The sequence below is a fragment of the Bacteriovorax stolpii genome, assembly GCF_002872415.1.
GTDB lineage: Bacteria > Bdellovibrionota > Bacteriovoracia > Bacteriovoracales > Bacteriovoracaceae > Bacteriovorax > Bacteriovorax stolpii.
This window is the reverse complement of record NZ_CP025704.1, coordinates 937,357-959,233: the sequence shown is the minus strand read 5'-3', so window position 1 is coordinate 959,233 and position 21,877 is coordinate 937,357. Positions and strand designations below refer to the sequence as shown.

At 40.2% G+C, this 21,877-nt stretch carries 27 protein-coding genes; 13 read left to right on the top strand and 14 right to left on the bottom strand.

Going from position 1 to position 21,877, the window contains the following annotated elements:
* Nucleotides 1–17 precede the first annotated feature (17 nt).
* Complete coding sequence (locus C0V70_RS04595; RefSeq protein ID WP_158649565.1) at nt 18–926, top strand: ParB/RepB/Spo0J family partition protein; 909 nt, start codon at nt 18–20, stop codon at nt 924–926.
* A gap of 24 nt (nt 927–950) precedes the next feature.
* Here the strand turns inward: C0V70_RS04595 and C0V70_RS04590 are convergent, their stop codons facing one another.
* On the bottom strand, nt 951–1,991 hold the full coding sequence (locus C0V70_RS04590) for a hypothetical protein (protein ID WP_102242694.1): 1,041 nt from the start codon (nt 1,989–1,991) through the stop codon (nt 951–953).
* A gap of 159 nt (nt 1,992–2,150) precedes the next feature.
* Between C0V70_RS04590 and C0V70_RS19340 the strand changes: the two genes are divergently transcribed.
* A complete protein-coding gene (locus C0V70_RS19340) occupies nt 2,151–2,390 on the top strand; it encodes a DUF1653 domain-containing protein (protein ID WP_102242693.1) in 240 nt (79 codons plus the stop codon).
* 4 nt (nt 2,391–2,394) lie between these two features.
* Here C0V70_RS19340 and C0V70_RS04580 read toward each other — a convergent pair whose 3' ends face one another.
* The 4 genes from C0V70_RS04580 to C0V70_RS04565 form a co-directional block, all read right to left on the bottom strand.
* On the bottom strand, nt 2,395–3,411 hold the full coding sequence (locus C0V70_RS04580) for an extracellular catalytic domain type 1 short-chain-length polyhydroxyalkanoate depolymerase (RefSeq protein WP_102242692.1): 1,017 nt from the start codon (nt 3,409–3,411) through the stop codon (nt 2,395–2,397).
* Between the two features lie 106 nt (nt 3,412–3,517).
* Nucleotides 3,518–3,910, bottom strand: a complete 393-nt coding sequence (locus C0V70_RS04575) for a response regulator (protein ID WP_102242691.1) — start codon at nt 3,908–3,910, stop codon at nt 3,518–3,520.
* Nucleotides 3,900–5,528 (bottom strand): sensor histidine kinase, encoded by a 1,629-nt coding sequence (locus C0V70_RS04570; RefSeq protein ID WP_102242690.1) that lies wholly within the window; start codon nt 5,526–5,528, stop codon nt 3,900–3,902. Before C0V70_RS04570 ends, C0V70_RS04575 begins: the two co-directional genes overlap by 11 nt.
* Nucleotides 5,529–5,717: 189 nt before the next feature.
* The gene (locus C0V70_RS04565) at nt 5,718–6,032 is read right to left on the bottom strand and encodes a hypothetical protein (RefSeq protein ID WP_102242689.1); all 315 of its coding nucleotides are present in this window, start codon (nt 6,030–6,032) and stop codon (nt 5,718–5,720) included.
* 149 nt (nt 6,033–6,181) lie between these two features.
* Here C0V70_RS04565 and C0V70_RS04560 point away from each other — a divergent pair, with 149 nt between their 5' ends.
* Nucleotides 6,182–6,661, top strand: a complete 480-nt coding sequence (locus tag C0V70_RS04560; RefSeq protein ID WP_102242688.1) for a DUF2452 domain-containing protein — start codon at nt 6,182–6,184, stop codon at nt 6,659–6,661.
* Here C0V70_RS04560 and C0V70_RS04555 read toward each other — a convergent pair.
* Nucleotides 6,658–7,326 carry an SGNH/GDSL hydrolase family protein gene (locus C0V70_RS04555; RefSeq protein ID WP_158649564.1) on the bottom strand — a complete coding sequence of 223 codons (669 nt, stop codon included), beginning with the start codon at nt 7,324–7,326 and terminating at the stop codon, nt 6,658–6,660. The genes C0V70_RS04560 and C0V70_RS04555 overlap by 4 nt on opposite strands.
* Before the next feature lie 118 nt (nt 7,327–7,444).
* Here C0V70_RS04555 and C0V70_RS04550 point away from each other — a divergent pair, with 118 nt between their 5' ends.
* Entirely contained in the window at nt 7,445–8,911 is a 1,467-nt protein-coding gene (locus C0V70_RS04550) for a DASS family sodium-coupled anion symporter (RefSeq protein ID WP_102242686.1), read from the top strand.
* A gap of 46 nt (nt 8,912–8,957) precedes the next feature.
* On the opposite strand, the gene C0V70_RS04545 is transcribed toward C0V70_RS04550, so the two are convergent.
* Both C0V70_RS04545 and C0V70_RS04540 read right to left on the bottom strand, forming a co-directional pair.
* Nucleotides 8,958–10,082: a M23 family metallopeptidase gene (locus C0V70_RS04545; protein WP_102242685.1), complete on the bottom strand. Its 1,125-nt coding sequence runs from the start codon at nt 10,080–10,082 to the stop codon at nt 8,958–8,960.
* A 136-nt stretch (nt 10,083–10,218) separates the two neighbouring features.
* A complete protein-coding gene (locus tag C0V70_RS04540; RefSeq protein WP_102242684.1) occupies nt 10,219–11,616 on the bottom strand; it encodes a L,D-transpeptidase in 1,398 nt (465 codons plus the stop codon).
* A 218-nt stretch (nt 11,617–11,834) separates the two neighbouring features.
* Between C0V70_RS04540 and C0V70_RS04535 the strand changes: the two genes are divergently transcribed.
* Entirely contained in the window at nt 11,835–12,209 is a 375-nt protein-coding gene (locus tag C0V70_RS04535; RefSeq protein ID WP_102245446.1) for an ArsR/SmtB family transcription factor, read from the top strand.
* On the top strand, nt 12,206–13,162 hold the full coding sequence (locus C0V70_RS04530; protein WP_102242683.1) for an SRPBCC family protein: 957 nt from the start codon (nt 12,206–12,208) through the stop codon (nt 13,160–13,162). Before C0V70_RS04535 ends, C0V70_RS04530 begins: the two co-directional genes overlap by 4 nt.
* A 46-nt stretch (nt 13,163–13,208) precedes the next feature.
* Here C0V70_RS04530 and C0V70_RS18950 read toward each other — a convergent pair whose 3' ends face one another.
* Complete coding sequence (locus C0V70_RS18950) at nt 13,209–13,412, bottom strand: hypothetical protein (RefSeq protein ID WP_133566712.1); 204 nt, start codon at nt 13,410–13,412, stop codon at nt 13,209–13,211.
* 222 nt (nt 13,413–13,634) lie between these two features.
* Nucleotides 13,635–14,354 carry a class I SAM-dependent methyltransferase gene (locus C0V70_RS04520; RefSeq protein ID WP_102242681.1) on the bottom strand — a complete coding sequence of 240 codons (720 nt, stop codon included), beginning with the start codon at nt 14,352–14,354 and terminating at the stop codon, nt 13,635–13,637.
* Nucleotides 14,355–14,445: 91 nt separating this feature from the next.
* Here C0V70_RS04520 and C0V70_RS04515 point away from each other — a divergent pair, with 91 nt between their 5' ends.
* Complete coding sequence (locus C0V70_RS04515) at nt 14,446–15,111, top strand: hypothetical protein (protein WP_102242680.1); 666 nt, start codon at nt 14,446–14,448, stop codon at nt 15,109–15,111.
* 77 nt (nt 15,112–15,188) lie between these two features.
* Complete coding sequence (locus C0V70_RS04510) at nt 15,189–15,602, top strand: hypothetical protein (protein ID WP_102242679.1); 414 nt, start codon at nt 15,189–15,191, stop codon at nt 15,600–15,602.
* 48 nt (nt 15,603–15,650) lie between these two features.
* Here C0V70_RS04510 and C0V70_RS04505 read toward each other — a convergent pair whose 3' ends face one another.
* Entirely contained in the window at nt 15,651–16,541 is an 891-nt protein-coding gene (locus C0V70_RS04505; protein ID WP_102242678.1) for an alpha/beta hydrolase, read from the bottom strand.
* 259 nt (nt 16,542–16,800) lie between these two features.
* Between C0V70_RS04505 and C0V70_RS04500 the strand changes: the two genes are divergently transcribed.
* Nucleotides 16,801–17,568, top strand: a complete 768-nt coding sequence (locus tag C0V70_RS04500; protein ID WP_102242677.1) for a serine protease — start codon at nt 16,801–16,803, stop codon at nt 17,566–17,568.
* 47 nt (nt 17,569–17,615) lie between these two features.
* A complete protein-coding gene (locus C0V70_RS04495; RefSeq protein WP_102242676.1) occupies nt 17,616–17,906 on the top strand; it encodes a hypothetical protein in 291 nt (96 codons plus the stop codon).
* A 5-nt stretch (nt 17,907–17,911) separates the two neighbouring features.
* On the opposite strand, the gene C0V70_RS04490 is transcribed toward C0V70_RS04495, so the two are convergent.
* On the bottom strand, nt 17,912–18,625 hold the full coding sequence (locus tag C0V70_RS04490; RefSeq protein WP_102242675.1) for an SIR2 family NAD-dependent protein deacylase: 714 nt from the start codon (nt 18,623–18,625) through the stop codon (nt 17,912–17,914).
* Nucleotides 18,626–18,723: 98 nt separating this feature from the next.
* On the opposite strand from C0V70_RS04490, the gene C0V70_RS04485 reads away from it, so the two are divergent.
* Nucleotides 18,724–19,263, top strand: a complete 540-nt coding sequence (locus C0V70_RS04485) for an SRPBCC family protein (protein ID WP_102242674.1) — start codon at nt 18,724–18,726, stop codon at nt 19,261–19,263.
* Nucleotides 19,264–19,299: 36 nt separating this feature from the next.
* Here C0V70_RS04485 and C0V70_RS04480 read toward each other — a convergent pair whose 3' ends face one another.
* On the bottom strand, nt 19,300–20,037 hold the full coding sequence (locus C0V70_RS04480; RefSeq protein ID WP_102242673.1) for an SDR family oxidoreductase: 738 nt from the start codon (nt 20,035–20,037) through the stop codon (nt 19,300–19,302).
* Nucleotides 20,038–20,156: 119 nt separating this feature from the next.
* On the opposite strand from C0V70_RS04480, the gene C0V70_RS04475 reads away from it, so the two are divergent.
* The gene (locus C0V70_RS04475; RefSeq protein ID WP_102242672.1) at nt 20,157–20,702 is read left to right on the top strand and encodes a TetR/AcrR family transcriptional regulator; all 546 of its coding nucleotides are present in this window, start codon (nt 20,157–20,159) and stop codon (nt 20,700–20,702) included.
* Nucleotides 20,703–20,748: 46 nt separating this feature from the next.
* The gene (locus C0V70_RS04470; protein WP_102242671.1) at nt 20,749–21,234 is read left to right on the top strand and encodes a hypothetical protein; all 486 of its coding nucleotides are present in this window, start codon (nt 20,749–20,751) and stop codon (nt 21,232–21,234) included.
* Here the strand turns inward: C0V70_RS04470 and C0V70_RS04465 are convergent, their stop codons facing one another.
* On the bottom strand, nt 21,235–21,744 hold the full coding sequence (locus C0V70_RS04465) for a hypothetical protein (RefSeq protein WP_102242670.1): 510 nt from the start codon (nt 21,742–21,744) through the stop codon (nt 21,235–21,237).
* Nucleotides 21,745–21,877: the final 133 nt, after the last annotated feature.

Sequence of the window (21,877 nt, the reverse complement as noted above, 5' to 3'; positions counted from 1 at the left end):
GCACTTTGGAGACATTCGTGGAAACTAGAAGACTTAAGGATCTTAAGGCAACGAACCCGTATTTAAGACTTGGAACAGACGTTTCAGAACTTGAAAAATCAATTCAAACTGTGGGCCTGATCGCTCCACTTGTTATCTCCCCTGACAATGTTATTTTAGCTGGAGCAAGACGCTTCCAGGCCCTTTTAAATCTTGGCTACGTTGAAGCTCCGGTTATGATCGTCGATAAAGGTGAACTAGAGCGCGAGCTTGTTTCAATCGATGAAAACCTGGTAAGAAAAGACCTGACAAAAATCGAAGTTGAAGGCCATCTAAGACGTGCCAAAGAAATTTACCAGGCATTAAATCCGCACGAAGAAGAAACTCCTGCTCCAGTTGAAGCAAGTGAAGACTCTGAAGAAAATGAAATCGAAAAAAAGAAGATTGTTCTTCCTGCAGAGAAGTTCCTGAATATCGTTGCTGAAAAAACAGGCCTATCACCAAAGCAGATTCACGAGGCCATCAATCGTGACGAAATGGCGTCAAAGGAAGTAAAAGAGGCCAGAATCAATGGCGAGCTTTCTCTGAGCCAGACAAATGAAATCGTTAAGCTAAAAAAAGAAGAACAAGAAAAATCACTTTCTCACATAAAAACCCTTCCAGTGCGCGAAATTAAAAAATTCGTTAAAATCGCGAAAGTAAAAGGTGTTGAAGAAGCGATTAAAGAAACTCCAAAAGATCCCCATTCAAGAGATTTCTTAGAAGTTGAAGCGGCTTTAAAGAAGCTGGTTAAGAAATTAAAGCAACTTGAGTTAGAAGGGATGAATCCTTCGGATTTCCCGGCAGATATTCAAAACATGTTAAAGACGGTGGTGAAGTTTGCTGAGAGCGAAGACAATTTTATTCCAGCAAAAAATACAGATATGTATGAGGAAGCTATTCAGTAAGAATAGCTCCCCACTTTTTATAAATTAGAACTGGTAGGCCATACCTAAGAATGCTTCGCCTTTTGAATCTTGCTCAACTGTTAAAGTTGTCACTGACCCATCAGAAAGATCCGTTTGTTTTAAATCATGCTCCATGATCCCCATACCCTTCATCGCAAAGATGAATGAAAAATTTTCCGCAGGAGTGAAAACTAAATCTAAGGCAAGTGTCACTAACCCGGTTGAGTCGTAAACATTTTTAAACTCTTGGTCTGTATTATTTTGTTTTCTTTCGCCTAAAACCCCAAGACCTGCACCAAGGTTAAGAGCAAATTTCGGGTTGAAAATAAACTGATACTTAAATTCACCTAATAATAGTCCATAAGCTTCAGCAATCGTTTTATCTGCAGGATCTCCAGCATCCACTACCGTTGCTTCCGTTACACCTTGAAACGCAAATCTGGCAGTCCATGCACTGTCTGCTCTCTTTTGCCCAATATCGATGGCCAGGTTTAATTCGCTTGCTCCTCTTTTTGCATTTCCTTCCAAGGTAGTTGTGGCAATTTTCGAGTCGCCTGTTTTTGGAGATAAACTTAGATAGAGATCAATATCTCTTCCTGAATCATTTTCTGCTTCAGAAAATCTATGTCTCATAAAAATGTAAGGGTCTTTTAATCCTTTCATTTTAACCGATTTCGTATGTGTTCCATTTAATGTACTGCCCGGGCCATAAGCATTCTTAATCTCTGAATCGTATTGATAGGCCACGCTTAATCCGGCCATCGTCGTCGATGTAAATGAATAACCAAGAGATTGCTCAAGAGTTGATTCTCTACTCTCGACTTTTAAAAAGTCTCTAAGAAGGTACTGGTAATTAGTTGTTGAAGATTTCCCACCAAACCCCGTAGAACCAAAAAATGTCCCCTGGACTGGAAGATACATTAAATCATAAATGCGTTTTGGCTCTTTAGTTGACGCCACAACAATGACTTCTTCCTTTTTTACTTCTTCTTTTTTTGCTTCTTCTTGTGCGCTTGCGATGCTGGTCGCAGCTAGACTTAGACCTAATAACAGTGCCTTTTTCACGATGTCCCCTTAATATAAAAATTAACTATCCATTAATTATTAAGGGTTCCAAAAAATATGCAACCATTATCTAAATTGGAATATAATTCCAGTTCTGCCTTGCACTTATTGGATAGCTAGAAATATCTATGATAGTCTACTTGGATTCAATAAAAGGAAATGACAATGAAACTGGGCCTCTATAAGCATTATAAGGGAAAACATTATCAAGTTCTCGGCATCTGCAAACATTCAGAGACACTTGAAGACTTAGTACTCTATGAAACTCTTTACGAAAACGAGCAGTCGCGTTTATGGGTGCGTCCCGTGGCAATGTTTCTTGAGAGGATTGTCGTTGATGGCAAGGAGCTCCCTCGCTTTGAGTATATTGGAGATAGGAAATCTAATCAGAGGATGTAATCTGTTACTTGCTCTTAAAAAAATCCCACATCACATCATTGGCCGAAATCGCCTTTGACGTCTCTTGTGCCCCTCTTCTAATCTTCTCTCCTCCGGGCCATGAATGCGCTCCTGTTTCAGTCACGCAAAGCTGAACCTCCGCCCCACCCTTGCATCCCGAATAAAGATCACAATACGCTCCACTTTTATCCAAAACTCTCTTTGGTGTCTCACTACATCCGTTCAGCTTCACCCATTTTGCAACTGTAACAGGCACAGAAACAAACTCCGTCACTTTCTCTTTATTCTCCGATAAGCTTTTGCCTGAGCCTCCGTTAAATAAAACGTGATCATCATTTTTGGCATGAATATGCAGGATAGAAATAGGATTTTTAGGATTGCAATTGATTGTATTGTCCGTTCCAGCGACGGCGGCAATGCCTCTTATTGTATCTGATAATTCACAGGCCAGGCGATAAGACATCATCCCACCATTAGACATTCCGGTCGCAAAGATCTTATTTTTATCCACATTGAGCTGAGAAGAAATCTTGGCAATCATCTCTTTAATAAAGCCAACGTCATCAATATTTTTATCGCGGGCATCTCCACAACACTTTCCTGCATTCCATGTCGCAAATTTACAGGAATTAAATTTACTGTAGCCGTTGGGGAAAGCAACAATAAAGCCTAGTTCTTCTGATTTAGAAATTTGCTTATAAAGTTTATCATTTGATTGATAAGACATATCTCCACCACCACCATGAAGAGCGATCAACAAAGGAGCAGCGGCCCCCGTATAATGAGAAGGCACATGAAGCTTATACATGCGCGTGATCCCATTGTGAGAAAATGAAAGTGTATAATCTCCAGGCTTAGTGATCTTTTCTTCTGAATTTATATTTGTTTCAGGTGCAGGTTTGGCCTCTTCTCTTTTGGCCATGCGCTCTTTGACTCGTTCTCTGATTCGTTCGCGAAGAGACTGCGCTTCAATGTATGGAGAAAAAAGAGTCAGTGATAAAAGAGCGATCATTAACTTCATATAAAACCTTTTGAATTGTTGAGAAGAGCTTTTCACTATTTTAGCATAAAGCCTTTTCGCAATTCAAAAATATACAAAAAAATAACCTTTTTATTGGGCAGCCTTTTTAGGCCGCTGAATATCTACTTCCGACTGTCGACAACAGGCTCAAAAAAACTTTCAAATCCAGAGGTTTTCTCATTACTGCCGCTGTCCTTGAATTAAGATCTTCCCTTGCACTTTGTTCACAGGCAGTAATCAGGATAACGGGGATTTTGTTGAAAGGCTCATCAATCCTCGCATCAATGACGTCCAAAAATTCCCTTCCATTCATCACCGGCATAAAAAGATCCAGCAGTATTATCACTGGTAAATTATTCTTATGCACTTCCAACTGCTTTATGGCCTCAACCCCATTTTCGGCCTGTAAAACTTCATACTTTTCATACTCCAGGACCATTGCCATATTTTCACGAATGTCGAGATCATCTTCTACTAATAAAATTTTTTTAGCCTGCATAACTTAAATTACCTTCTAATTCATTTATCATTCTCGTTGGTATTGTCGCTGTAAAAGTGGAGCCTACGCCGGCCACACTTTCGACTCTGATACTTCCTCCATGAGCTTCGGCAATTTTTCGGGAAATATAAAGCCCTAAACCAAGACCGCTAATTTTATTGGCGGAAATAGCACGTTCATAAGGTTCAAAAATACGTTTAAAATCGCACGAATCAATCCCCATTCCATGATCTCGGATTTGAATGCATGTGTTTTGCTTTTCTTGAAAAATACTTAATTCAATTGGTTGATGATTCCCGTATTTGATTGCATTGGTCAGCAAATTTTCTACTAGCTGTTCTATTCGTCCATTATCCCAAAAAACAATGAGTGGTTTTTCTGAGTCAATAGAAAGATTTAATTCGCATTGATTGATTTTAAGTTGTGCTTTGTAGCTCTCGAGCATATCCAGAATGAGTTTGTTTAGGTTGAATTCTTCTTTGTTTAATTTAAATCTTCCCCCATTTAATCTACTGAAATCCAGCATATCTTCGATGAGCTTAGTTAAACGGTTGAGTTGATTATCGAATTGCCCTAAAATTTCGCTCATCTTTTTAGGACTAATAGTGTGTTCAATATCTTTTTCCATTTGATACTGTACAAACTGAGTTTGCAACTTCATGCTGGATATTGGTGTTTTCAGCTCATGAGAGCAAATACTCAAGAGATCATCCCGGGCCATCAGTGCTCTTTGCAGCTCTTCTGTTCTGGTTTTTTGCGCCTGTTCAGCAATGGCCCTTTTTTCATCAACTTCAGAGAGGTATATTCCGGTGATCATCGCCATCCATGCAAAACAAACAATGCTTCCAACCACTCTAATTAAGACTCCAAAATCCGCATCATACAGGTTCATTTTAAGTCCATGGTGCTGAAGGATATTTATTAATGGTGGGACAACTACAGCGGCCAAGAGAAGTTTTCTTCCGACTCTGCCTGCCACATTGTCGCCAGACAAGTGTTTAACATAGCCTTCATCCCGCCACATAAGCAGTATTCCAGACGTCAAAGCTATAAAGAGAATTGATGTATGGAGAGCAATCTGTGTGTAAAAAGCGGAGCCAAACGTATATGAATTGCCACTGATATAACCAATCAATGCTTGAATAGAAGCGATCCAGGCAATAGTCACCAAGGCCTGTGTTGTCTTTATAAATTTTTTGGAATTTAAAAAATGCAGAAGAAGTCCTGCGCTAATAAAAACAAAATTCACTCCCGTAATGGGTGCAAATCTTCCAGGAGGCCATTTGTTAGCGATCACGTCCATGTCTTTATAGAGCAATTCATCTATATGAAAGTCTCTATTAAAAAGATATTCTCCTAAAGTAAACAAGCCCAAAAGCATAACAAAGACAGCAGCGATTACACCCAGGGCATGAGAGATTTTTTCTTGCCTGTAAAAAAAGTAACTAGACACTGCAAGGAAGATTAAACCAATTGCCGTGTTTGGCTTCATTGCAATAAATCCAGGTAAAACAGATTTAAAAACCTGAATATTCCATTGCCATCCTACCAGCACAATCAGGCCACATAAGATGACAAAGAAAAAAAGAAATAATGTAAAGCGATTAACATTATTCATATCGGATTAAGATTAACTAAAAAAAATAAAGAAACAAACACACCTAAAATATTTTTTTTGTGAGCGATTAAGTCATTAAAGAGTTGTGAATGAAAACATCAGAAGAAATTAATTAGGCGGTTTTTTAGCAAACGGGAAAGATATTTTGAAACCAAATAATAAGGGAGCTTTTCAGCTCCCTGTTATGTTTTAGATGCCTGAACAGTCTACGTCTTTTGGAGAAAAAGAGTTTCCTGATTTTTCGAAACTCACTAAACATGACCATGTTTGTGGGTAACCATTAAGAGGATTCACTGTTTCTACTTTTGCTTTTACTCCAACTCCACCTTTAATTGTTACAAGAGAGTGGTTTGTGATGCTCGTTACTTCGCGACCGTTGTCGTAGAACTCAGCGATGATTGCATCTTCTGCTTCAATCACAAGTTCTTTCATAGCTCCTGCAAATGCATTTGTACTCATAAAAAGAGTGGCCATAGTAGCTAGCGATAAAACGATTTTTTTCATTTAGACTCTCCAGGGTGATGGTTTAAATTTATGGCGGGATACCATCTAAAAGTGGCATATAGCAAGCTGTTATTTTGTCTAATCCAAATCTTAACAATCCCATTATCCATGAGTTGCTTAAATTAAAGATTTTACGTTAAGATAGGGCCATGTCTGATGATAAAAAACCAAAGCCTGTTGATCTCGATAACATTAACCTTGATTTAATGAAGCTCAAGGTGACCGATATGCCATCACTGCTTGAGTACGCTCATACCGTGGGTGGTTTTGCCATTACCCCGACGAATCAAGGTGCTATCAAAAGTAATGCCCGTTCGGCAATGGTCGAACAAACAGAAGAGCAACTCAATATCATCTATGAGCAAATGAAAACTCTGGCGAAGCAAGTTCAAGACATCAAAAAGCGCGTCTATATTTCGGATCTTATCTACAATGTGGAAATCCCCTTCACACCCGTGATTGGAAAAACCTATTACCTCTATGAAGAGAATACTGGAAAAAGATATCTCTCACTTGTCTCACCAGATGAATGGGGAAAGGCCATGGACTCACAGGTTTTCCTGGCCGAAATCAGGCTCAACGCTGATCACACCTGGAAAGTTATCAAATCGACTATTGAATTGTCTTAGTTGTCTTTAATTAATTCTAGAAGCTGAACACTCACTTTTTCTCCCCATTGAGCAGATGCGCTTGGTGGATAGTGAATGCCTTCTTTGTTATCAGCAGGGAATTTTGTGATTTTTAAGCTATCGACATACTGACAGTTATTTTCTTTTGCCAAAGAAGTCAAAAGGTCATTAGTTTCTTTTAATTTTACCTGTGTGACGACTTTAGAATTCGCATCAGGTGGTCCAATCCAAATACATTTGCTGCCTTCATCTTTAATGGCCTTCATCATGGCAATAATACTATTTCTAGCATTCGCAGGTTTTGCTCCAGCAGCGATATTTGTTCCTAGTTGAACAATCGTCACATCAGGACGATACTTTACCAGCTCATCCACAAACTTTGGAGTGTTATGCTCTTTAGACCTGATTTCCTCGTTTCCGTCTTTCTTCCAAAACCCACAAACTGTCTTTTCGTACTTATTATTGCCCAACCAGGTGCTCGGAGTTGCTCCACAGCTTGATTGCATAATCACTCGTGCAGCCTTTTGCGAAAGATTCTTTTCGATAGTCGTCCCCAGCTTCCCATAACTATGAGAGTCACCAACATATAAAATGGTTTTTGCCTCTTGAGCAAAAGCACTAGAGAAAAGGATTAAGAAAGATGGAATGAGAAGAGATTTTTTCATGATTCTTCTTAACATTAAACCAGAGAATTAGTGGTTTTTTGTAAAAAATATAGCCCATTAAAGAGGCTTGAGATTAATATTATTATAAGAATTTATCTCATTTCCACAGGAGTCAGGAATGAAACTATCCCCAGTAAAAGTGATCCCGGCGCTTATTGCGTTCGTGGTAACTTGCCTTTTCTGGTTTATTATTGCCCCGCCTGAAGGTGTCGACATCAATGCCTGGCGCTTACTAGGAATTTTCGTTGGTACCATCGTTGCCATTATCGGTAAGGCCCTGCCTATCGGTGGAGCTGCTATGATTGGTATTCTTCTCGTCGGGATCACTCAGGTGACCAATCCCGGTGAACCGGCCAAGGCCATGGGAGACGCACTAAGTGGTTTCTCAAACACTCTGATCTGGCTTATCGGTATCGCCTTTTTTATTTCTCGCGGATTTATTAAAACAGGCCTCGGTGCACGCGTCGCCTACTACTTCGTCAAGATGTTCGGAAAGCGCACCATCGGTATCAGTTACGGACTTTCATTTGCTGAATTAATCCTTTCTCCTGTTATGCCAAGTAACACTGCTCGCGGAGGTGGAGTCCTTTATCCTATCAACCGTTCGATCTCTGAATCAATGGGCTCACTTCCTGATGAAGGCTCGAGATTAAAAGTTGGGGCCTTCTTAACGTTGGTTGCTTACCAGGTGAATATCATCACTTCAGCAATGTTTATCACTGCGACCGCTCCAAACCCACTGGTCACAGCAGGAATTAAGCAAGTCGCCAATATCGAAGTAAGCTGGAGCCAATGGGCCATTGCTGCTTTTGTACCGGGACTCATTGCCCTTCTTCTTATCCCGCTTATCCTTTACATGATCTATCCTCCGCAAATTAAAAACACTCCAAATGCGGCAGCCCTAGCTACTCAGAAACTTCAAGAAATGGGTCCAATCAAATTAGAAGAATGGATTATGATTGGCGTTTTCTTCTTACTGCTTTTTATCTGGGCCGGCGGTCCTGCTTTAATTTCAAGTGACCCTCTTTTTAAAATTGATCCGACAGCTGGGGCCTTTGTTGGTCTTGGTGTTTTACTTTTCTCTGGTGTTTTAAGCTGGGATGACCTGCTTAAAGAAAAAGGTGCATGGGATACTGTGACTTGGTTCTCGTCACTAGTTATGATGGCCACTTACTTAAATAAACTTGGAGTCATCAAATGGTTCTCCCAATTGGTTGAGACCTCTATTTCTCACTGGGGACTAAGCTCACTTCAAGCGGCCGTGATTTTAATTCTCATTTACGTCTTCATTCATTACTTCTTTGCAAGTAATACAGCCCACATCTCCGCTCTCTTTGCTTCATTCTTTGGCGTTGGTGTGGCCTTAGGTGCACCTCCTTTAATGTTTGGTCTCTTCTTAGGATTTGCATCTTCTCTTTGTGCTTCAATCACTCACTACGGTACAGGAACAGCGCCGGTTCTTTTTGGACCTGGTTATGTCACTATGGGTGAATGGTGGAAATACGGCTTTGTGGTCACAGTGCTTAACCTGATTATTTTTGGATTAGGTTGTGCTGTTTGGTGGAAAGTTTTAGGATATTGGTAGAAATAAAAAAGCCCCGTTATGCGGGGCTTTTTTTTATTCAATTTTTTTATTCTTCTGCTTCATCACTAGGTAACAGATCGCCTTCTAAAATCCCAAGGTCCTCTTGTTCCATGTTCATGTTCTCATGCTGGTCTTTCTGGTCATAACAATAACTCTTCACCAGGTTGATTGGATTCACAAAAAAGCCGTCTCTAATCACACCAAAATGAAGGTGAGCTCCCGTTGCATATCCAGTGCGCCCCACTTGTCCAATCTGATCTTCCATATTCACACGCATTCCTACGCGCAGACCTTTCTGAAATTTCTTTAAATGGATATAAGTCGTCTGGTAGCCATTGTCATGAAGGATCGTTACGAATTTTCCTTTTGAGCGTGTCCTGGCCATCGTCACCACCTCACCTTCAAGGGCCGGGTACACCGGAGTTCCACTTGGAGCAACGAAATCAATTCCGTTGTGCGGTTGATGTCTTCTCGTCACTGGGTGTCTGCGATTAAGCTGGAATAAGCTTGAAACGCGGCTTGATCTCACCGGAGCGTAAAAAGGTTTGTCTGCCAGTTCATAATCTTCCGAGAGAAGTTTCCAGGCAAACGTTTCAGGGTCAATTTTTAAAATCTTTTTTGAAAGAGCATGACCGATAATGAGTGAGGCTTGAAGAACGCTTCCTTGTTTAACCAGTCTTCCGTTTTCGTAATATTGTCTCACGTCCATGCTGTAAGAAGCATTTACGCGCAGGCCTTTTGTTGTTGAGAAGTCTTCTTTAAAAGCTTCGCTCATTTGGGTCGCAATTTTTTCCACGCCCACATCGTTCATTAAAGTGTCGTAAAGTGTTCCGCGGATTTCGCCTTCAATTCTTTTGATCTCTGATTCAAAAACACCGTCAGACTTTTCAACATCAACTAACGAATCAGATTTCATAACTGTATAAATATCGTTTGAATCCTGGTCGTAAAGTTTTAGAGTGAAATTTGAAGCATTATATTCTGGGCCAACAAAAGTCTGATGTTCAGAAGAAATGATGAGTTCGTCTAGTTCTGGAATTTTCTTTTCGAGAGCTGAAATTTCCTGGGCCTTAAATCCATAACGGCTAAGAACAGCAGAAGCTTTTTCTTCTGCTTGGACACTTTGAGAAAAAGACATCAACAGCATTAGGCATAAGAATGTTTTAGTCATAAGTGGTCTCTGAAAATTAGTAGAATATCAAGATTCATTTTAGGGAAGCGCGAAGCGAAATGACTAATAAAGAACTCTTACATCTCGCGTGAATTCCATTAATAATTCGCTTCTTACGCTTTATTGAAACTAAAATTTATCTTAATTTCGCCATATTCATCCACGATGGCGTGACTTCATCGAGAAATCCCGATGTCTCCATCTTCGCCAGTGGATGGCGGTATCCATTGAGAAATCCCGAGTCTACATAGAAAACACCAGTCGACATCTCTTCATTTTTTAGACCGTAAACGTTTCCATTTCTTCCTGTCGCTCTCCATTTCCCAAGAATTTTTTTGCGTTCTGTGAATGGGAAAGCTGTCGGCTCTGTATCGAGATCGTATGTTCCAACTTCAAGAATTTGATTTAATTTGTTTGCTGGATCAATAATGATTGAGCCACCATCTCTATACGTTTTCCAATAAGCATCGACATCACGGTCATTAAGACCAAGTGTTTTCATCACTTCAGCTCTGTCTGCGCGAAGCCCCGCTGTTTTTGTCATGATGTATTTCCACTGACGAGTCACTCCACGATAATTTCTTAAGCTTGGGTCCATTAAAGCTTCTCGAGCATAAATTTTAATCACCGGAGTTCCCGTTTCAATAACCTGCCTTAAATAAGCAATGGCCTCGTTGTTATTTCTTGTACAACCAGAACTTCTTGGGTTTGAAACAACGTTGATCATGAATTTTTTTGTTTTCTTGATATACTTATCTTTGTCTTCACCCCAACCAAGAGTTCCGTGCATCCATTGTCCAAATGGGTTGGGAGAAACAAAAGCTGCGTACCAACCAAAAGCACCACGCATTTTTCCTTCCTTCTCACCATCCTTTCCATCTGGCATGTACTTGCCCTTAAACCAGTCTCTCCAGTCATTATCTCCAATCGCTGGTGGCATTGGATAACCATCTTTATACCAGGCAGGATAATGTCCTTCAGCATCCTGATAAAACTTCGTCCATCCAGTCACTCGGTATGAACCAAGAATTGAACGTCCCTTTCCTTTTTCTGCGGCCGAAAGATCTTTGTCCTCACCAACAACGACTTCTGTTTCCATAATCATTTTGTGTGGACAAGAATCATCCATGCATTGTCTTTCGTAAACGCGAAGAGTTTCACTGGCCACATTGATAACCACAAAAAGTTTTCCATTAAATTCTTTATAATCTTGTGGTCTGTCTAAAAGATATTCGAAGACGACGTAGTAATGTTCAGCATCGATCAGCTTCGCGTTTGAGCTAACAACTTCAATTTCAACGTACTTGTTATTAATAAGATCTATGCTAATCAGACGGACTTTATCATTGAGATTTAAAAGCCCCATGACTTTGGCGCTGTCTTCTGGAGTGGAGCGAACTCTAAGCCCATTGGTGGCGATATAATAAATCTTATCGTAAGCACCAACAGTGTACGGATTCATCTCTTGCCCAATTACAGGTTTGATAGGCAGTGCAAATAAAATCGTGAGAAAAATAAATTCTAAAACTTTCATGACTCCCCTCTCTTTTTCTTGTAAATAAAAAAAGCCTAGGGAAAGTTAACAGGCTCACTTTTTAAAGACAACCCTAAAGTTGATTGATTTTATTTAGTCTCTAAGGTGGCGTTAACGCATTGAAATTAATAAAAAAACATAGGCCAGTTGACCTGAATTAGTATTAGCCTTATATTTAACCAAACAGTTAATTAACCGATAGGTAAAATAACATGCTCATGCAAACAGACCAACTAAGCCTAACCTTCTCCGCACTCGCTGATCCAACCAGAAGAGCGATACTTGCTCAACTCTCTGGGGGAGAAGCGAGTGTAACGGATTTAGCAAAACCATTTTTAAAAGATATGAGTCTCCCAGCGATCACCAAGCATTTAAAAGTTCTGGAGCGAGCGGGACTTATTACAAAAACAAAGGAGGCCCAATGGAGGCCATGTAAGCTCAATGCTGAAGCCCTCAAAGATGCCACTGAATGGATGGAGCAATACCGCATCTTCTGGGAAGAAAGTCTTGATCGCCTTGATGAATATTTAAAAACTGTTACTTCGCAAAATAATAAAAAAAATAAACCTACTAAAAAAGGGAAGAAGTCATGAGCGCAAAAAATAAACCGAATGAGATCTACATTGAAAGAATTTACGATGCTCCAGTGAAAATTGTTTGGGAAGCCTGGACAGACCCGGATCAGGTGGCGAAATGGTGGGGGCCTCGTGGTTTTACACACACAACGAAAAGCAAAGATTTTCGCCCTGGTGGAAAATGGATTTATACAATGCATGGACCAGATGGAGTGGATTGGCCAAATATTACAACTTATCACGAAATCATTCCCTACTCTCGCCTGATGTATGATCACGGAGGCAACGAAGAAAGAGATGCTCTTTTTAGAGTGACAGTGAACTTTATCGAATTAAAAAATGATAAAACAAAAATGGAAATGTGGATGGCTTTCCCAGATCCTGAAGCAGCAAAAGAAATCGGTAAACATATCAGGAAAGCTGGTGGAAACGCCACTTGGGATCGTCTTGCTGAACATCTTGAGAAAAGATCTTCAGGAAAAGAAAAGTTTGTTATCAACCGCACTTTCGAAGCTCCGATCGCCCTTGTCTTTGATATGTTCACAAAACCAGAACATTTCACTAAGTGGCTTGCTCCCACTGGTATGGACATGGTCTATTTAAAAAATGACATCAAAGTTGGTGACTATACGATTTGTAAAATGAGCGACGCTCAAGGCTTCACTCTTTACAATAAAGCACAGTATAAAGAAATTACGCAACCTAACCGCATCGTCTACACGCAAGAGTTCTGCGATGAAAAAGGAAATATCACCAAGGCCCCTTTTGATCCAAACTGGCCGACAACAATGCAGACAACGGTAACCTTAATAGAAGAAAATCCAACACTCACTCGCGTGACAGTGAGCTGGGAACTTGTCGGAGACTTTACTCAAATTGAACTTGAAACTTTTATTAAAGAAAAAGGTGGCATGACTGTTGGATGGACAGGATCATTCGATAAGCTTGAAGAGTATTTAAAAAATATCTAAATAAACTCAGCCCCCGGCAAAAAAGCCGGGGGCCTTTTTTATCCCCTTACCTTAAATGACGGTAGTGAAATAACGGGCGCTCTTGATGAATGGATAGTGCCTTTGAATAAAGCTCCTGAGGTTTTGTTATAGAGTTATCTGATGCCATAATTTCATTAGTCACAAAGTAATGACATAAAAACCCCATGAAAAGTGCAATGAGTAGAATAAGAATGTTGGAATTTAAAAATTCTTTAAACTTGGCTTTCATTTTTCCTCCAAAAAATGCAGGGTTAAGGTTTAACTTCCTATTCATTATACGTACGTTTAACAGTCTGGGTTTCAACCTCCTTGAAAAATATGGACATAATTATTTTGGGATGCCCGAAAAAAAAGTCAAGACAGAGCAATGTAAAAAAGATCTACGAAAATACCTGAGAGATTTACTTATATATGCCAACAAATCTCAAATACTTCCATGGCTGAATGAGCTTTAATAAATATAAACATCTTCGAGTTTTTTGACTTTCAGGCCTTCGCCGTACTCTTCGTCTTTAAGCATGATCTGTCGTGCAATCTGCCCTTTAACAACCAGTAGGCGTCGTGGTGTATGCTTGAGCATTTCAAGCACTTTCTTGATGTGTGTGACTGAACCAAAATCGTAGATAAAAAAGATGTCACCTTCAGGCAGCTCGCCCATTTTATCCAAATCAATCGCTGCCAGTTTTTTATCGTGGCAGCCAAGAGTTCTAAGAAGCCTGTTGCCTTCATCGACTCTTTCTTTAACGATCTCTATTCCTAAAAATTCTGAGCGTGGATAGAAGTGATGAAGAAAGACACCTATTCTTCCATAACCTGCACCAAGATCAATCACTCTCTCACCTGCTTTCGGTTTAATGATTTCAAACATGGCCTTTAAATCGTGGTAACTCGTTTGAAGAATTTGAAAATCAAGTCCAATCCAGGTTTGTGCTCCTCCATGTAGAACAGGCCCCCATTGATCAAACTGTGATTCTGGTAAAAGTTTTTTTGCTTTTGACTGCAAAATTTCTTCTGTTTGTTTGATATTGAATCCAAGCTCTAAATCAATTTGAGAAGAGATATGTCTCTTTGTAATACTGTGATCGACGAAATGATTGAGAGGTGAAAAAATATCACTTAGATTTTTTTGAGAAGCTTTATGTCGAGAGATTAAGGGAAGATCAAAATCCATATTGACCTCTTAAATAAAATCATAACCCAACCATAAAAAAGTGCAAGCTGACCTTTGATTTGCTTCATTCTTTATGTTATTTGGATACCTTATGAAAAAGAAAATCACCCTTGCCGCGTCTCTAACAATCGTCTTGGCCCTTGTAATCGCTTACTTTTACAAGGCCAACCTGGAAGCGAAAAAGAAGCTCATCACGACTCAAGCGGTGTATGTCGCCGCTTTAAAAGAGGCCTTTGAAAGTAAGGCCATTAACCTTGAAGGCGCTTGTGCAAACCCAACTCTCCTTCCATCCGGGACTGTGGAGCTAAAGGACGAAGAACAAAAAAAGCGCTTCGAGTATCTTTGCGAGGATCTTAAAATCCATAAGGGACTAGAAGAGAATTTTGCTTCTAATACTGACTACCGCTACTTCCTTGAGTGCGCGCAAAAATACGCTCAAAATATTCAGCAAATCAAAGATGATTTAAAGACACACTACCCAGAGGATTATCAGGCGCTGAATTTCAAACAAGAAGACATACTTTTAAAATACCTGAAACATCCGTCGTCTGCTTATCTTCAAGTTCAATGTGAAGCTAAAGCTGAAGCCCTTTATTGGAACTCAATTGTGAATTCTGGCAAAGTCGAAGACTTAAAATTTTGTCTGGAGACATTGGAAGGATGTGTAAATGGTTTCACTAAGGCCGAAGAATGTCCTGCAAAGTTCAAGAATTATTATGATGATTGCACAAAAAAATTAAACAAGCTGCGACACTAGGGTCCAAAAAATAAGCTAGCCGATGTCCTCCGCTGACGCTAGCATTTAACTACATTTCATTTCTCGGAGGTTATAAAATGAAAAGATTATTATCCCTTGCGCTTCTTCTCGGTTTCACCTCTCTGGCTTCTGCTCAAACTCCAGAAGTCGTTCAAGAAAACGAAAAAGCTGCTATCTTTCTTCAGTACTGCAGCCATTTCGGCACAGGTGTAAGCTACTCTTTCCAGAGCTGTGTAAACTCAAACTTCTCTTCGATTTCTCGCGTGACGGGAGGATTCTTCCAGCACTGTATGAATTTCGGTCAGGAAGTGGATTATGGATTCACGAGCTGTGTGAATAATGGTTTCAGAGAGGCCCAACGCCAACTTGAAAACACTGTATGGATGCAATCATGTATGAATTTTGACCGCAAAACTTTGGACTACTCGTTCATTAGTTGTGTGAATTCAAACTTCAGCGCGATCCAAAGAGAAATTTCTTCTAGAAACTAAAATCTTAAAGCAGGCAGATGATTTTTTCTCTGCCTGCCCCCTTCTTCATTAAAATCTATAATAGTTCTTTTTGCTTTTATACCCGATTGGGATCTGATTGAATTTTTCTTTAAACATAAAATGGAATAAATCTTCAATGTCTTGATTGTCACTTAAGTAATGACGGTGCCCGGAACCTGCCAGGCTTGAAAGATCAAAATAGAGAGCGTTTGCTGCAATTCGAGTATTAAGGAAAAGAAGATTGTCAAAACCTCTTCCCAAACCTAAGCGGTCATCATTCTTAGATCCTAAGTCGATCTCAGTATAGTCATGCCCTACAGAGGCCAAAAGAACAGCGTCTTTGTTATTTGTAACGACATAAATATCACGAGACATATTTAGTGTAGAAAGCCACTTCTTATGCCCGGTAAATGGAGTGTCTGCACCAGTTAGGATAACCGAATCAAAAAAGCTTGGGTCCTGAATATCATTCTTAGATTTTTCCAGGTAATTTTTAAGAACAATATTCCCCATTGAGTGGAACATCAGGAGCATCTTGTGAGTTTTAAAAAAATCAGTATCATTTTTTTTGAAACGATAAGCTTCATGTAGTCCTAGGTCTAATTGTCTACTTCCTTCATAGGTATTATCCACAGGGCGCCCTAGAGCATTATTCCATGAATCCCAGTGAAGCATTAACACTCGCACATTATAAATTTGCTCGACCTTATTAATGTTATTCCATTCTTTTTCCAACGTGTGACTTCTACCGTGTACATAAAGAAGAATATTTTTATCAGGTGACTCAACAGTGAGTTGATTAAGAAGTCTTGGCACATCTGAAGCTTGGTAAGTCGTCATATCGTTGGAGATATAAAAACCTGTGGCTCCGGTGGCATCTCCGGCAAAAGAATTCATGGCCGTCAAAAAGAGAGCGAAGACGAGGAAAGATAATTTCATGTAATAACCTTGGTAGAGAGGGACAAACCAATTTTGGTAGAAATCGCGACCAATCTAAACTCTATTTGACGAAAACAAGAAAATTGAAGACTTGAGTCTTAGTTTGGTAAAGATACGACTTCTAAAAAAGCGACTATGTTTGGAGGCAGGCGCCGTGTTTAAACCATTTTAATAGATTAACAAAACATTAACTGAATTCTACATTTTCAAAAAAGTATCTTTTCGTTATAGTTTTACGAAAAAAACCGGGTGCCCTGCAATGAAAAAAACTTTTCTTTTTTGTCTTCTTTTCTCTTTAACAAACTCACTTTTTGCCAATGATAAAATTGTTGGTGGAGATCTTGTTGATCCAGCAGTTCTTGAAACCTCACACATCGTTAGTCTTGGCGGTGGTTGTGCTGGAAGTATCATTGCTGCGAAGTGGATTCTAACAGCTGCTCACTGTCAGCCGGTTATCAGCCGTTATGTAACAGCAGGACACGTCAACCTGAAGTCGAAAGAAAGAATTAAGTTAGAAGTAAAAAAAGCATATCCACACCCAAAGTATAATCCAAAAACATACAGTCACGATTTTGCGCTGATTGAGTTGAAATACGCGATTCATTTTGAAAACATGGGACTTAAAGCAATCGATCTTTTAACTCCAAATCTTGTTGAGCAAGGTGCGATTGAACCAGGAACAAAAGCTATGGCCATGGGATGGGGCTCAGTCAGAGAAGCTGGAAGTTCATCTAACCTACTTATGTATGTTGAGCTTCCAATTGTAAGTCGTGAAGTCGCAAACGCTGAGAACGCTTACAAAGGTCTGGTAGAAGAAGCAATGATCCCTGCAGGATACGCTACTGGAAAAAAAGATTCATGCCAGGGTGATAGCGGTGGACCATTTACGATCATGGGTGCTGATGCCAAACCAATCCTTGCTGGAGTTATCAGCTGGGGTAATGGTTGTGCCCGCCCTAATCTATATGGGTTATACGCGAACGTCTCTTTCGCTTACCCATGGATTATGGAAACAATTAATAAATAATTGCCATTGACACTAATCAGAGAGAGAATATTTTTAAGGAGCACTTTATGAAAAGTTTCTTAATCATTTCTCTCTTTTTTGCTTTCAACGCTTTTTCTCAAACAACACAAAAGCCTGATCCCCACTCTCCGATCAATGCGGAAGAGCAGATTAGAGGTTTACCAGGTGCTGCTTCCGGATATCCAAACACGATCTCGACCGAAAAAAAACGCTCACTAAAAGCACCAGCTTTTGTCGCTCCGACAGAAAACACTGTGCCGGCCAATTGTGCAGATAACTCTGGCGGTAAAGGCAGTGCTACCTATACGGCCTGTGAAGCGAATAAAAAAACCAGATAGTCGCCCTATTTCCCGCTGATGAGCTGCTGAATAAAGCGAGGCACTTCAATTGAAGCCTTCCCATAATAATGCTCTTTAAAAAGTGAGCTAATCTGTGTTGGCACCAAGTTGATTTCGACAGTTCTGCAATCAAGCGGAACCATATCCACAAAGCCAGCAGCAGGATAAACTTGTCCACTTGTTCCAATACAAATGAAAAGATCACACAAACGAAGATGCTCCATAATCTCTTTCATATGCATGACGGTTTCTTCAAACCATACGATGTCCGGGCGGAGTCTGCCCTTTGTCCCGCAACTTTTGCATACAGATTCAAGAGTCATATCTTCAAAGTGTTCATTGGACTTCTCACATGAAAGACACCGGGCCTTCATTATTTCTCCATGCATGTGAACCACTTTTTCAGCACCAGCTCTTTCGTGAAGATTATCTACGTTTTGAGTGACTAAGAGAAAGTGAGCAAAAGAATTATCTTCAAGATTTTTTAGTGCCAAGTGAGCTTCATTGGGCCTTATCTCAGGAGTCTGCAATTTTTTTCTTCTTTCATTGTAAAAACGATGAACGAGTTCCGGATTCTTTTGGAAAGCCATTGGGTGGGCCACTTCCTCAATGCGATGATTTTCCCAAATTCCATCGACTCCACGAAAAGTTTGGATGCCAGACTCTTCAGAAATTCCGGCGCCGGTAAGAATAACAATATTGGTGTACTTCATGGCCATTATTTTAAAATGTCTTTCCCTTCACTGGCAATGCACAACGAAGATGACATCATTCTTGCATACTCTTTTATGAGTCAACCACAACCTGGGAGTTCAAAATGACACAAACAACCGACAAATCAGATACAACATCAGGACAATTTCATTCACACTTCAACACTCCATTTGTCGAAGTGACTAAAAACTTCAATGCTCCTATTGAAAATGTATGGAAGGCCTGGTCAGACCCAGAAATGGTTAAGCAATGGTGGGGTCCTCAAGGTTTTTCATGCCCACATGCAGAATTGGATTTTAGAATTGATGGCAAATATCTTATTGCAATGGAAGATTCTGGTGGGCAAGTTGTCTGGAGCACAGGCACATATAAGGAAATTTTCCCTAATGAATTGATCGTCTGCACAGATCAATTCGCTGACAAAAATGGTCGTCCTATTTCGGCCAGAGAGGCCGGCATGGGTGGAGCTTGGGAGAATGCTGAGGAGACACTCATTTACTCTGTGAAGTTCACAAGTCTTGGCGAGAACAAAACTGAGATTCAGTTAGTCCACGAAGGAATCCCTGCTTCGGAACATGATGAGTGTGTAAGTGGATGGAGTTCATCTTTGGATAAAATGAAAAAGCTCTTAGAGAATAATTAAAAAAAGTCCCCGTCCAAAAACGGGGACGCATATATATTAAATTTGGCCAAATCCACCGTCGGCCATGAGTTCAGCTCCAACGACGTAGCTTGAATCATCACTTGCTAAAAACAGTGCCGCCTTGGCCATTTCTTCTGCTTTTCCTAATCTCTTAATAGGAGTCGATCCACCCAGATGATCCTGACCTTCTTGAGGCAATCCCATTTTATCAAAGATTGGAGTTTGGATTGGTCCTGGAGAAAGAACATTGAAGCGAATGTCTTCAACTGGAAATTCAGCTGTCCAGCTGCGGGCGAAGTTTCTTACCGCTGCTTTGGTTGCTGAGTACACACTCGATCCTGCAAAACCTTTACTTGCCACAACTGAAGCAGTTAAGACCACAGAGCTCCCTTTATTTAAAAGTGGGATCGCTCTGGCCACAGTGAAGTAAAGACCTTTAACGTTTGTATTAAATTGATTGTCAAAATATTCTGGAGTCACTTCCAGCGTTGGTGAAAATCCTGCAATCCCTGCGTTGGCAAAAAGAATGTCGAACTTTCCATACTTCGTTTTAATGTGGGCAAAAAGGCGCTCGATATCGGCAATCTTACTGACATCGGCCTGAACTACATCAAACTGCGCTCCATATTCCTGCTTGGCCTTTTCAAAGGTTTCATTAGAGCGAGCCGTGATGACGACTTGTGCTCCCTGCTCTTTAAATAATTTGGCAGTCGCCAGACCAATACCTGAGTTTCCACCTGTAACAAGAGCGATTTTATTAGCTAACTTAGACATAATTCATTCCTTTTTTTGGGGTTCTTAATTCTGAACCGATTGGTTCAAAATATACTCCTTTTAAAAACGATTGCAACAAAAATATTGAACCGAACGGTTTTTTATGATATATTAAGCACATGGGACGCTTAAAAGCCTTTAATCGTGAAGATGTTTTAGATTCTGCTATCCAACTTTTCTGGAAGAAAGGTTATGCTGACACGTCTTTATCTGACCTGGAAAAAGCAACCGGGGTTAATAAGTCTGGTCTCTATTCTGAGTTCAAAGATAAGGACGATATCTTTCTTGAAAGCCTTAGAAGATACCACGACAACAACCCACTCTATGCTCTCTTAAAAGCAACACCGCATGGCTGGCAGAATATCGAAAATTATTTCAAAGACAAACTTCACTGCAAAGGACAGAAGGGATGCTTTATGGCCTACACAGCTAGAGAGTACGCCATTATCCCAACGAAGGTGAAGCAACTTTTAGAAAAGAACTCGGCCGAAGTCCAAGAGATGATCTTTAAAAATATCCAGGCCGAAAAAGTTAAAAATCCAGAACTACTGACAAATCTATTGTTGAATTTTGCAACCGGGATGAGCCTTAAGGCCTGTACTCAAAAACCAGATGACTTGGAAAAAGAAATGCTGGCCTTTATCGATATCCTAAAAAAGTCTTAATATTTTAACCATAGCAGGTTTTTCGATTCTCGATTACCATAGGAGAATGAAAAAAAGCCTGTCCCTTGTTTTGATCCTTGCCTCAGTCCCATCCTACGCCGATTTTGGCGACAGCATCGCCAAAGCAATCTTTCAAAAAAAAGTAGATCAAGTTTACGCGAGAGCCTTGCAATGCGAGCCCCTAGAAAAAGACCGCAAGTCTGGAATGGATGTCAAAGACTGGATTAAAATCCAACCTGCTCTTCCCGGCTGGCAGATGCTGGCAGAAATCGAAAAAGTCGCTAACGACGCCAATAACTTTGCCCGTTCAAAAAAGACCAACGACAAAATCCGCCACTGCCTGGCCGGGTGTTATATCGCTCAAAAGCTTGATTATCAGTCTGCTGTTTTAGTGGGATGGTATAAAGAGCTTCAGGATGCGAGTGATTGCTCTAAGACTACTTCTTTTGAGAAGAAAGATTATGAAGCAACGATCTTTGGTGCTCGTGGGGCTCAATCAGACAAAGGGTGTGAGCGTTTTTGTAAAAGATAATTATTCGCGAGATCTAAAGACGTTGTAGACGTTATCTAAAATAAATCTCTTATATGAACCCGGCTTTTTCTTCTTTCCACCGATGTAATTCACCATCAAAGCTTCTTTCTTTGCTTCATTAATCCAGGCGACAAAAATCGCACTGTGTTCGATATCTCTATATGAGTGATTAACGAAGTAAAGCCAGTCCCCTGCTTCAAAGGTTTCAGTCTTGGCGTATGGCCCTTCGAATTTACTTTTATAAATAGTGACTCTTTGATTAGATGGGTAACCTGCGCGATCGTAAACGGCGTTAATATAATCCCAACATCCACCAACAACGACATCCTGATCGGCGATCATTGATCTTGAAACTTCCAGGATCTTTCTTCCGCCAGGTGTGGCATTGGCCTCTGCACGATCCAACATCTCCGACTCATTATCGATTTTATCCTGATCAGAATTGCGGGAGGCAGAGGCACAGGAAATAAGCGATGTCAGTAAGACAAGAATCATGAAAATTTTGTTCATTAAAACATTCTAAACGAATGAGGAATCGAGTCAAGCGAATCTCAAATAATTGCCATTCTCTGAGTCGACTAATACTCGATAAGTGCCTCTTTTATCTATATTCCTATATAAATATTTGTTCAAGTTTGAGTAC